This is a genomic window from Escherichia sp. MOD1-EC6300 (assembly GCF_002965045.1).
Classification (GTDB): Bacteria; Pseudomonadota; Gammaproteobacteria; order Enterobacterales; family Enterobacteriaceae; genus Escherichia; species Escherichia coli_F.
Window position 1 is genome coordinate 58,921 of the sequence record NZ_PTRH01000003.1, and the last position, 11,656, is coordinate 70,576.

General features: G+C 49.3%; 9 protein-coding genes. 4 read left to right on the top strand and 5 right to left on the bottom strand.

Annotated elements, in window-relative coordinates:
* Positions 1-101 precede the first annotated feature (101 nt).
* The 4 genes from BGE37_RS05315 (at position 102) to hcxB (ending at position 6,764) form a co-directional block, all read left to right on the top strand.
* Entirely contained in the window at positions 102-2,114 is a 2,013-nt protein-coding gene (locus tag BGE37_RS05315; protein WP_105287841.1) for a type III effector, read from the top strand.
* A 283-nt stretch (positions 2,115-2,397) separates the two neighbouring features.
* Positions 2,398-4,548: an ATP-dependent DNA helicase DinG gene (dinG, locus tag BGE37_RS05325; RefSeq protein ID WP_032183796.1), complete on the top strand. Its 2,151-nt coding sequence runs from the start codon at positions 2,398-2,400 to the stop codon at positions 4,546-4,548.
* 27 nt (positions 4,549-4,575) lie between these two features.
* On the top strand, positions 4,576-5,538 hold the full coding sequence (gene ybiB / locus BGE37_RS05330; RefSeq protein ID WP_032183798.1) for a DNA-binding protein YbiB: 963 nt from the start codon (positions 4,576-4,578) through the stop codon (positions 5,536-5,538).
* Positions 5,539-5,678: 140 nt separating this feature from the next.
* On the top strand, positions 5,679-6,764 hold the full coding sequence (hcxB, locus tag BGE37_RS05335; protein WP_105287842.1) for a hydroxycarboxylate dehydrogenase HcXB: 1,086 nt from the start codon (positions 5,679-5,681) through the stop codon (positions 6,762-6,764).
* Between the two features lie 227 nt (positions 6,765-6,991).
* On the opposite strand, the gene ybiJ is transcribed toward hcxB, so the two are convergent.
* From ybiJ to mcbA, 5 genes are all read right to left on the bottom strand, one after another.
* Entirely contained in the window at positions 6,992-7,252 is a 261-nt protein-coding gene (ybiJ, locus tag BGE37_RS05340) for a DUF1471 family protein YbiJ (RefSeq protein WP_000849301.1), read from the bottom strand.
* A 264-nt stretch (positions 7,253-7,516) separates the two neighbouring features.
* The gene (ybiI, locus tag BGE37_RS05345; protein ID WP_000146357.1) at positions 7,517-7,783 is read right to left on the bottom strand and encodes a C4-type zinc finger protein YbiI; all 267 of its coding nucleotides are present in this window, start codon (positions 7,781-7,783) and stop codon (positions 7,517-7,519) included.
* 73 nt (positions 7,784-7,856) lie between these two features.
* The gene (ybiX, locus tag BGE37_RS05350) at positions 7,857-8,534 is read right to left on the bottom strand and encodes a PKHD-type hydroxylase YbiX (protein WP_032183801.1); all 678 of its coding nucleotides are present in this window, start codon (positions 8,532-8,534) and stop codon (positions 7,857-7,859) included.
* A gap of 212 nt (positions 8,535-8,746) precedes the next feature.
* Positions 8,747-11,029, bottom strand: a complete 2,283-nt coding sequence (locus BGE37_RS05355; RefSeq protein WP_105277043.1) for a catecholate siderophore receptor Fiu — start codon at positions 11,027-11,029, stop codon at positions 8,747-8,749.
* 264 nt (positions 11,030-11,293) lie between these two features.
* Positions 11,294-11,554, bottom strand: a complete 261-nt coding sequence (gene mcbA / locus BGE37_RS25070; RefSeq protein WP_000710619.1) for a DUF1471 family periplasmic protein McbA — start codon at positions 11,552-11,554, stop codon at positions 11,294-11,296.
* Between the last annotated feature and the right edge of the window lie 102 nt (positions 11,555-11,656).

Sequence of the window (11,656 nt, forward strand, 5' to 3'; positions counted from 1 at the left end):
GAGTTTGCAGTACGAAAAGTTAAAAATGAGCGATTTCTGTAAGATTCCCTATTTTGCCAGGCTTATGATCCGCAGATCATTCATGTGCAAAGGAGCGGTGTATGGATTGTTCAAAATGCAATGGTTATGCGACGATGTTATTAAATATGGTGCAGGGTTCTGACCCGGTTAATTTACTGGAATTACATGGTTTCCTTGAACACTTCGCATATTATGTTTCATTTGGCAAATTTAATGCTGGCCACCAGCGCTATAATGCATTTAAAAAATTCGTCAGTGAGATTTCGGAGATCAGCGCAAATGATATCAATATGACGATTAAAACCGGGCAATCCAGACATGAAAATGTGATCTCTATAAATATGAATAATGCAATTCATCGTGATGAGAAAGGGATCACCGTCAGAATAGATAATATTAATGGAAAGAAAAATAACTCTAATTCATCAGATGTTTTTATTCCTTATGTAAATACATTTTCTGACCTCAAAAATAAAATACTCAGGATGAAAATTGAACTGACTGAAGGTAGTGGTTTTTCTAAAAGTCTTTTTGACAGTCAGATTGAGACGCATATTCTGAGGGATATTAATTCGCTTAACGTTGGTGAGAAATTGAATGATGATAATCTTGCATATCATTCTATATTCACTAACGAATTCTCTGTTATTATTCCGCCATCCTATTATGATGCGACTTCTGCAGTAAACGCTAATAATATTGTGAGAGAAAAACTATATGAAAGTGATAGTAAAGTTAAAGATATCGTCGATGATATGTCTAATCATGACGTGGAGAGCGAAAAAGATATATTTGTAATCGGGGGGATGATAGAAAAACTAGAGTCTCTGGCAGACGAATCTTTCAATGATAATACTGATAACATAAAAACAGTAAAAGATTTGCTAACGCAATTAACTGATGGCATGGAACTCTTCACGCTGCGGGACATGGTAGCATTCCCATCGTCCATAATAGCAAAACTATTAAAATCCCCACTTAATAGCGATCATGAACTTGTTATGCGCGCATTGGATACGTATCTGTGCTACTTCAGAAATAAAAATCTGAGTAACGATACGGAAATAATTAACTTTTTCCATGCTCTCTTTTTAAAGAGACCAGAGTTGATGGTTTCTGAAAATTATAGATTTATTCAATTTATTGATTTGCTTTTTGAAAACAGAAGTGTTGAAGAGAAAAACTTAGCATTTGACCTTTATCACAATTATCAGGTATTACCTGAAATAAAACAATTCGTTACTGAAGAAATAAAGTTGAATTTCAATCAGCTGCAAGGATTGTTAGATAAAGATAATAAATGTTATATCCTGTTATCATCCGATAACTCCGGGCGAGTAATGCGTTTATCGCACCAGGCGTTAATCTCAATGCTCGAGCCAAATGTTCAGAAAAAGACTATCTGGAATAGTTACTCTATTTATCCATCTTTGCAGGATACCCATGAAGTTGTCAGAGATGATCCAGAAACGATTTGTACGCGTGCATTTCCTTTATTTGCAAAAGGATGGGAATATGCGCAGAAAAATAAGAAACACCAATTGATTCTCAATGCTCTTGGATTGAAAGGTTATATTCGTGATGTATTTATGTCAGCAATAATGCGAAAAACAGACTTTGTGCCAGAATCGGATAATCAACCGACAGAATTTAAATCATTATTTTCCTCTTTGATGACCGATTCAGACCAATGGCAACAGCATACTTTGAAAGAAAAACATTACACTAATCTATTAATGATGCTGGATCTCAAAGAGGCCAGTGAAAGTGATAAGTCTAAAATATTTTTCTGTCTGTCTGCCGTATTTGCAAATATTTCTCATAGTAATGTCTTTTACGGTATTCCTGATGCGTCAAAAATTTTAAAACGTTATGCATTTGCTTTATTGGCTAAAGCTCACTCTTTAGATGAAAATATGATAAGCAGTCAAACTTTTAATACATACAAAGCGGTATTGCTTGATTTCAATAATCTGTCTAATGAAGAGGCCAACCAGCTGCGTATAAGTTCGTTATATCGTGATATGGTCCGCTACGCACAATATCGTTTTTCTAAAGTTTTATCCGAGTGGACGCCAGACGCATGGCTGTAAAGATCCCAACAGGATAATGGCATTGATGGCCCTGGCTCAGGCCAGGGCGGGCAATACCGGTTCCTGCGAAGCGATGACGGCGGCAAGTGTAACCACGAAATGAGGTATCACTTGCTGTTTTCTGCCCTGAAGACTGGCGCTCACCGTGCCGTCGAACTTTCAATCAAATATATTGTGTGAGGGCGTGTTTGCGAGCCGCTTTCCAGAAACAGAAAAACCATTACCGCTGAAAACCGAAAAATGCCACAATATTGGCTGTTTATACAGTATTTCAGGTTTTCTCATGGCATTAACCGCCGCGCTTAAAGCGCAAATTGCCGCCTGGTATAAGGCGCTTCAGGAACAGATCCCCGACTTTATTCCCCGTGCGCCGCAGCGGCAGATGATTGCGGACGTCGCCAAAACGCTGGCCGGAGAAGAAGGGCGGCATCTGGCGATTGAAGCACCCACCGGCGTTGGGAAAACGCTCTCCTATTTGATTCCCGGCATCGCCATTGCCCGCGAAGAGCAAAAAACGTTGGTGGTGAGTACCGCCAACGTGGCATTGCAGGATCAGATCTACAGCAAAGATTTGCCACTGCTGAAAAAGATCATTCCCGATCTTAAATTCACTGCCGCTTTTGGGCGTGGGCGCTACGTTTGCCCGCGTAATCTGACGGCGCTCGCCAGCACTGAACCCACGCAACAGGATCTGCTGGCGTTTCTTGACGACGAGCTGACACCGAACAATCAGGAAGAGCAAAAACGTTGTGCGAAGCTTAAGGGCGATCTCGATACTTATAAATGGGATGGTCTGCGCGATCATACGGATATCGCTATAGATGACGATCTCTGGCGTCGCTTGAGTACCGACAAAGCCAGCTGCCTCAACCGCAACTGTTACTACTATCGTGAATGCCCGTTTTTTGTTGCTCGTCGGGAGATTCAGGAAGCGGAAGTGGTGGTGGCAAACCATGCGCTGGTGATGGCGGCGATGGAAAGCGAAGCCGTATTGCCTGACCCGAAAAATTTACTGCTGGTGCTGGACGAAGGTCATCACCTGCCGGATGTGGCAAGGGATGCGCTCGAGATGAGCGCCGAAATTACCGCGCCCTGGTATCGGCTGCAGCTGGACTTGTTTACGAAGCTTGTTGCTACCTGTATGGAGCAGTTTCGCCCGAAGACGATCCCACCGCTGGCAATCCCTGAACGTTTGAATGCGCATTGTGAAGAGCTGTATGAGCTTATCGCCTCGTTAAACAACATTCTCAATCTCTACATGCCTGCCGGGCAGGAGGCAGAGCACCGTTTTGCGATGGGCGAACTGCCTGATGAAGTGCTGGAGATCTGCCAGCGGCTGGCAAAACTCACCGAGATGCTGCGTGGTCTGGCGGAGTTATTTCTTAACGATTTAAGCGAGAAAACCGGCAGTCACGACATTGTGCGTCTGCATCGGTTGATTTTGCAGATGAACCGCGCGTTGGGGATGTTCGAGGCGCAAAGCAAACTCTGGCGGCTGGCTTCTCTGGCGCAATCTTCCGGTGCACCCGTCACTAAATGGGCGACGCGGGAAGAGCGCGACGGGCAGTTACACCTTTGGTTTCACTGCGTGGGAATACGTGTCAGCGATCAGCTGGAAAGGCTGTTGTGGCGTAGTATTCCGCACATTATTGTTACCTCCGCAACCTTGCGTTCGCTGAACAGTTTTTCGCGTTTGCAGGAGATGAGCGGGCTGAAAGAGAAAGCGGGCGACCGTTTTGTGGCGCTGGATTCGCCCTTTAACCACTGCGAACAGGGCAAAATTGTTATTCCCCGGATGCGCTTTGAGCCTTCCATCGACAACGAAGAACAGCACATTGCCGAAATGGCGGCCTTTTTCCGTGAACAGGTGGAGAGCAAAAAACATCTCGGTATGTTGGTACTGTTTGCCAGCGGACGGGCGATGCAGCGGTTTCTCGACTATGTGACGGATTTACGTCTGATGCTGCTGGTGCAGGGCGATCAGCCGCGTTACCGTTTAGTTGAACTGCACCGCAAACGCGTTGCCAACGGTGAGCGCAGCGTGCTGGTGGGTTTACAGTCATTTGCCGAAGGGCTTGATTTGAAAGGTGATCTGTTAAGCCAGGTGCATATCCACAAAATCGCTTTTCCGCCCATCGACAGCCCAGTAGTGATCACCGAAGGTGAATGGCTGAAAAGCCTCAACCGCTATCCGTTTGAAGTACAAAGCCTGCCGAGCGCCTCGTTTAACCTGATTCAGCAGGTTGGGCGACTGATTCGAAGCCACGGTTGCTGGGGCGAAGTGGTGATTTACGATAAACGCTTGCTCACCAAAAACTACGGCAAGCGGCTACTGGATGCATTACCGGTATTTCCGATAGAGCAACCGGAAGTCCCTGAAGGTATAGTTAAAAAGAAAGAAAAAACGAAATCCCCACGCCGTCGGCGGCGTTAATGATGTGAGTCAGGTAAGGAGTCGTAAATGGACTATCGCAAAATCATTAAAGAGATCGGGCGCGGGAAAAACCACGCGCGTGATTTAGACCGGGATACTGCGCGCGGTCTGTATGCCCATATGCTCAATGGTGAAGTCCCTGACCTTGAGTTGGGCGGCGTATTGATTGCGCTGCGTATCAAAGGGGAAGGGGAAGCAGAGATGCTCGGCTTTTACGAAGCCATGCAAAATCACACCATCAAGCTGACGCCGCCTGTTGGCAAGCCGATGCCGATTGTCATCCCCAGTTACAACGGCGCGCGTAAACAGGCCAACCTGACGCCGTTGTTGGCGATTCTGCTGCACAAACTCGGTTTCCCTGTGGTGGTTCACGGGGTTAGCGAAGATCCAACTCGCGTGCTGACAGAAACCATTTTCGAACTGATGGGTATTACGCCAACGTTGCACGGCGGGCAGGCGCAGGCGAAGCTCGACGAACATCAACCGGTGTTTATGCCAGTCGGCGCGTTTTGCCCGCCGCTGGAAAAACAACTGGCGATGCGCTGGCGGATGGGCGTGCGTAACAGTGCACATACCCTGGCGAAACTGGCGACGCCATTTGCCGAAGGTGAGGCGCTGCGTCTTTCCAGCGTTTCGCATCCGGAATACATTGGACGCGTCGCGAAGTTCTTTAGCGATATCGGCGGGCGGGCGCTACTAATGCATGGTACTGAAGGTGAAGTGTATGCTAATCCGCAGCGCTGCCCGCAGATCAATCTCATTGACCGTGAAGGGATGCGGGTGCTGTATGAAAAACAGGACACTGCTGGTAGCGAGTTACTGCCACAAGCAAAAGATCCGGAAACCACGGCGCAGTGGATTGAGCGTTGCCTGGCTGGCAGCGAACCGATTCCCGAATCGCTGAAAATCCAGATGGCTTGCTGCCTGGTGGCTACGGGGGAAGCGGCAACTATCAGCGATGGCCTGGCGCGCGTTAATCAGGCATTTTAATTTTTATCTCAGCCGGATGAGCCACGTCATCCGGCTTTTACCCCACCGCAATATGAAATTCCTGCATCTTTATTGACCTTCCCGCGCCCGGCGTGCAGCATAAAAAAACAACAAACACATAACATAAACAGGAGTTAACCATGGAAAGTGGTCATCGCTTTGATGCTCAGACGTTGCACAGTTTTATTCAGGCTGTATTTCGTCAGATGGGTAGCGAGGAACAAGAAGCGAAATTAGTTGCCGATCATTTAATCGCGGCAAACCTGGCAGGGCATGATTCACATGGTATTGGCATGATCCCAAGCTATGTGCGCTCCTGGAGTCAGGGGCACCTGCAAATTAACCATCATGCCAAAATCGTTAAAGAGGCGGGGGCGGCGGTCACGCTCGATGGCGATCGCGCATTTGGTCAGGTCGCGGCACATGAAGCGATGGCGCTGGGGATTGAGAAAGCGCATCAGCACGGTATTGCTGCCGTGGCGCTACATAACTCGCATCATATCGGCCGTATCGGTTACTGGGCGGAGCAGTGTGCAGCGGCGGGGTTTGTCTCTATCCACTTTGTTAGCGTGGTCGGTATTCCAATGGTCGCGCCGTTCCACGGTCGCGACAGCCGCTTTGGCACCAACCCATTCTGTGTGGTTTTCCCACGTAAAGATAATTTCCCGCTGTTGCTCGATTACGCCACCAGCGCCATCGCATTTGGCAAAACTCGCGTCGCCTGGCATAAAGGCGTACCCGTGCCGCCAGGCTGTCTGATTGACGTTAACGGCGTACCGACGACAAATCCGGCGGTAATGCAGGAGTCGCCGTTGGGTTCGTTGTTGACCTTTGCCGAACATAAAGGCTACGCCCTCGCGGCGATGTGTGAAATTCTTGGCGGGGCGCTTTCTGGCGGTAAAACAACGCATCAGGAAACGTTACAAACCAGTCCCGATGCCATTATTAACTGCATGACCACCATCATCATCAACCCAGAACTGTTCGGCGCGCCGGATTGTAGTGCGCAGACCGAAGCCTTTGCCCAGTGGGTGAAAGCCTCGCCGCATGATGACGATAAGCCGATTTTGCTACCGGGTGAGTGGGAAGTGAACACGCGTCGCGAACGGCAGGAGTTGGGGATTCCACTGGATGCGGGAAGCTGGCAGGCCATTTGTGATGCGGCACGGCAGATTGGTATGCCGGAAGAGACGTTGCAGGCTTTCTGTCAGCAGTTAGCCAACTAAAAAAAGCCCGTCCAGTGACGGACGGGCAAACAAGGGTAACATAGGATCAATGAGGGTTAGAGCATATGCGTCTGTCGGCAAACAGACAGGGAAATACTTATGCTGGACGTAGCGTAAACGCCTTATCCGTCAAACGGTTCGGATTTTGTAGGCCTGATAAGATGCGGTAGCGTCGCATCAGGCACCTGTTGCCGGATGCGACGTGAACGCCTTATCCAGCCTACGAATTACTTATAGATAACCGCGGTACCGCTTAATTTATTGTTGTTGGTGGCGGAAGTGATGCTGTATCCACTAGCACCAGCAGCCGCAGCTTTCTCAGCCAGTTTCGCTTCCAGGGCATCGAGGGTGGATGCGCCATCGGCAGAAACCACGCCGATTTTATTCATGTTCTGTGCCTGGGATGCCGTTACCGGTTCCGCGGCAAACACGCCAAATGACAGAGTTGAAAGAGCCATAGCAGCAACAACAGTATTGATAGTTTTCATAATTAATCTCTCGCAGGTGATTTTTGTATAAGTGACGTTGTTTCGTCGATGTGATGAGTATCACGTTTTTTTTCGAGAGATAAAATCGAAGAGAATTGACCGCCTTGTTCAAATAAATTGATTGATATCTAACATACTGATAATCCATTTATTTGTTGAACTTATGGACGTGTTTTATGCAGCGTGGCAGTCACGACAGCGTTAAAGGCACGGAATGCCACGCAAAATACAAATTATACTCGCTATACATCCCGCCAGTTGTAGTTAACGTAACTGGCTGTCTTTCGAACCTCTGCGATTATATCCTGTATAAGCTGGTTTTTGTAAATCTTTCTCCTGTTGGCAGTGAATGCATAAGCGCACGCCAGGAATGGCTTCCCGACGGGCCTGCGGGATGGGGGCGCCGCACTCTTCACATTCATACAGGCTCTCGCCACGCGGAATTTCACCCCGGGCACGAGCAATCGCATCTTCAATTGTACTGTTGATCTGTTCGTTGACGGCGTCATCGTTAGCCCAACCGGATGCCATATCGTCCTCCCCATATCAATGCTTGTACAGTTAAGTGTAGCTAATATAGGGACGAACTCGGGCAGTTCAAGCGTCAGATCTCCGACCATTCCCGCAGCAGATTATGATAAAGATTGAGCAGCGACAGGATCTCTTCACTTTCGCCATGGCGGCTTTTCAGCGACTGAATATTGGTGTCCAGTTCGAACAGCATGGCGCGCTTTTTATCATCGCGGATCATCGACTGGATCCACATAAATGATGCCACCCGTACGCCACGGGTTACGGGGGTCACGCAGTGCAGGCTGCTGGAAGGGTACAACACCAGATCGCCTGCCGGGAGTTTTACCCGATGTTGTCCGAAGGTGTCATTAACGACCAGTTCGCCGCCGTCGTAGCTTTGTGGATCGCTTAAAAACAGCGTGGCAGAAAGGTCAGTGCGCATCCAGCCGTTTTGTGGGTGACTGCGTACCGCGCCATCCACATGAAAACCGTAAGTTTCATTGTTCTGATAACGATTAAACAGCGGCGTGGAAAGGGTACGCGGCAAGGCAGCGGCAAAGAACAATGCATGTTGGTTAACCGCGTTCAGCACCTCATTTTGCAGGGCGGCGTATAACGCGCTGTGGGTGTCGACCTGTTGATTGTTCTTAACTTGCGCGCCTTGTGCGCCGGTGGTGACGCGTCCATCAACCCATTCGGCTTGTTCCAGTTGTTCGCGAAACCGGGCGACGTCCTTTGGCGATAGCACGCCGGGAATGTGGTACATCATACAAGTTCTCCAAAAAGTGGGGCTTTTACCCTACACCGATTTTTAACAGCAGGTGCTTTGTTCATGCCGGATGCGGCGTGAACGCCTTATCCGGCCTACCAAATGATGTGAATTCAATGCATTGCACAACCTTGTAGGCCTGATAAGCGCAGCGCATCAGGCAGTCCTGTTCTCGCCATCAACATTAGTGAGCCCTGCGCCCCACATCTGAATCAGAAATGCATATTGGCGGTAAGCAGGAACGTTCTTGGCTCGCCCGGGTGATAACGGTAGCCGCTCTTGTTGATTGAGGCGACGTAATCGGTATCAAACAGGTTGTAGACGTTTAGCTGGAAGTCGAGATTGCGATTAACCCGATACCCCAGTTTAGCGTCGGCGACCCAATAACCTTCGGTAAACGCTGGCGTTCCCACCGCGCCGTCAGAACCTTTATGCATACTGCCGATATAGCGTGCGCCCGCACCAACGGAAATATCATCGGTTGCCTGGTACTGGCTCCATAAGGTAAAGGCGTGCTCCGGGGTATACGGCAGCGATGAGGAACCATCCTGGGCAACATCTTTGCCGTTTTTGATGGTTGCTTTTTGCTGGGTATAGCCGCCAATCACCTGCCACGCGGGAGTGATATTCCCGGCCACGGATATCTCATAGCCTTCGACGCGTTTCTTACCGTATTGCGAGTAAGTTCCGTCATCATTTTGCTCAACTTCATTTTCGATATCAGTACGGAACAGCGCGGCGGTGAGCAACAGGCGTTTATCCAGAACCTGCCATTTGGTGCCAATCTCGCTGGTGTTGGCTTTTTGCGGTTTAAAATCGGTACGGTTGGCACTGTTACCGCTGCCAGACTGCGCAAGGGCGAAGTTGTTTCCGCCCGGCGGCTGTTGGGAAACGGCATAGTTAATATAGACATTGCCGTTTTCCGTCAGGTGATACAGCGCCCCGGCTTTCCAGTTCACCAGATTGCCAGACTTGGCGGTGTCAACAGTGGTGACCGGAGAACCTTTCGCCACGCCAGCTGGGCAGGTAACGGCACCGCGTCCGCTGCCGCCGCAGGCGGTGGCACTGTCATATTCAGTATGATAATTATCCAGACGGATCCCGCCGTTCAGCTCAAAATCACGGGTGATTTGCAGCGTATCGAAGGCGTAAATTGCGAAGGTATCCGTCTGACCATTGGCGTTTGCGCCGTTGCGCGTCAGGCCGCCGGGATGAATGCTGCTGTCAGGATGATAAATATTCACCGCCGGTAACGTCACCGGATTAACGCCGTAGTTGGTCTGCGTCTCACGGGTAAATTCCACGCCGGTACTGACATCATGACCGATAGAGCCGGTATAGAACGTCGAGGTCAGGTTGGTCTGGTTGGTGAGAATTTTATTACTCACATCTTTGGTATTCGCCGTACGTGACCACGTCCAGCTATTCACATCGCTGGTGGGCTGGGTAATATTCGATGCCCCGCCCATAATCGCCGTCATCAGGTAATCCTGCTTTACGCGCGACCAACGGGTAGTGTTGCGAATGGTGGTGTTATCGTTGATGTCGTGCTCAAAACGCATGGTAGCGGTGTCGGTGGTCGAATCGTCGTAATCGGAATCCGTGCCGTAAAAGTTATGCGTATCAACTTTTCCGGAATGATTCAGGGCCGCCGTTCCCGCAGATGGGGCAGAATAGCCCGGCAAACCGATGGTTGGAATGCCGCCGTCTGGCGTGTTGTGCTGGGTGACATGCAGATAATTAAGATACAAACGATTCGCTGTACCAAGGCCAAAAGCGACAGAAGGGGCGACGCCGTAACGCTCATTTTTGACTTTGTCGCGTCCGGCATCGTGCGTTTTTTCGCCCATTACATTCAGGCGCACCGCGGTGGTATCACCAATGACCTGATTGACGTCCAGCGTGCCGCGGCGGAACCAGGCGCTGCCAATACTCGCGGAGGCGTCAATGCCCGAATCATTGCGCGGCTGCTTGCTGATCATATTGATCGAGCCCGTCGGTGCGCTGCGCCCGTAGTCGGTGCCGGACGGCCCTTTAATCACTTCGACCTGCTCGGTATTGAAGGTGTCGCGCGAGACGCTGCCGATATCGCGAATGCCATCAATATAAATACTGTTAGAGGTATCGGCACCACGCATATAAATGGCGTCGCCAGTGGTGGAGTTACCGTTCTCACCCGCAAAAAACGCACCCACGCCGGGGACGTTTTTGAGCGCGTCGGTAAGGTTGGTTGCGCCCTGATCTTTAATCACTTGTTCAGAAATCACCGTCATCGTGCGGGTAGTATTCGCTACCGGACGCGAGAATTTCGGATCGGCAGATTGTTGTGGTGCATAAAGCGAAGGCGTTGATGCTTCGACAACCAGCGTGTCATCCGCGTTAGTTTGCCCTTCGGCGGCGAGTGCCTGTGCCACAGGCGTAATACCAATACAAAGACCGGCAAAGAACGTGAGCGAATGAAATTGTCTGGCAGGGAAATTGCGATTGTTTTCCATTTTGCAGGTGACTTTTTCTTATATGTTGAAATTTTCACTGTCACGAGAAAGCCTCTCTGCGGATGCGATGCCACTGTTAATCCCGTGATAGTGTTCGTGCAAGTGATAATAATTTTGATAAGCATTATCACTTGGCGCGATTTTCTATCACCCATTGCGCGAAAAAGAAATACATTTATTTACATTGCGTTCATATTTGATGTTTTTTGATTACAAAACAGGCGAAAACTGCATCCAGAGGCGAATGCAGTTACGTTGGTGGGGTTATTTGTAGATGGTTGCAGTACCGAACATCTGGTCATTTCCGCCTGCGGAATTAATGACATAACCTTTCGCGCCTTGTTCGCGCGCTTTTTCTGCCAGTTTATCCTCCAGATCGCTTAGGTTTGATGCGCCAGTTGCCGAAACGGTACCGGCGGGCCGTAGCTGACCGCTGTCCAGGTTACTCATCGGTTGCGCGGCATAAGCCGTGAGAGAGATTCCGCTCAGGACGGTGGCAATCAGTAGTGTGAGGCACTTTTTCATAATGACATCCTCATAAATACAACGGGTAGTGCCTGATAAGTGTAGGTCGCCTGGACGATGAAAATGACGCAAAAAATTGACAGAGATGTGCTTGTTTTTTGA

Excerpts from the sequence above, each read along its gene's own strand:
- hcxB (WP_105287842.1), top strand. The coding sequence starts at position 5,679 with ATGGAAAGTGGTCATCGCTTTGATGCTCAGACGTTGCACAGTTTTATT.
- ybiX (WP_032183801.1), bottom strand. The coding sequence starts at position 8,534 with ATGATGTACCACATTCCCGGCGTGCTATCGCCAAAGGACGTCGCCCGG.
- dinG (WP_032183796.1), top strand. The coding sequence starts at position 2,398 with ATGGCATTAACCGCCGCGCTTAAAGCGCAAATTGCCGCCTGGTATAAG.
- ybiJ (WP_000849301.1), bottom strand. The coding sequence starts at position 7,252 with ATGAAAACTATCAATACTGTTGTTGCTGCTATGGCTCTTTCAACTCTG.
- ybiB (WP_032183798.1), top strand. The coding sequence starts at position 4,576 with ATGGACTATCGCAAAATCATTAAAGAGATCGGGCGCGGGAAAAACCAC.
- mcbA (WP_000710619.1), bottom strand. The coding sequence starts at position 11,554 with ATGAAAAAGTGCCTCACACTACTGATTGCCACCGTCCTGAGCGGAATC.
- BGE37_RS05315 (WP_105287841.1), top strand. The coding sequence starts at position 102 with ATGGATTGTTCAAAATGCAATGGTTATGCGACGATGTTATTAAATATG.
- BGE37_RS05355 (WP_105277043.1), bottom strand. The coding sequence starts at position 11,029 with ATGGAAAACAATCGCAATTTCCCTGCCAGACAATTTCATTCGCTCACG.
- ybiI (WP_000146357.1), bottom strand. The coding sequence starts at position 7,783 with ATGGCATCCGGTTGGGCTAACGATGACGCCGTCAACGAACAGATCAAC.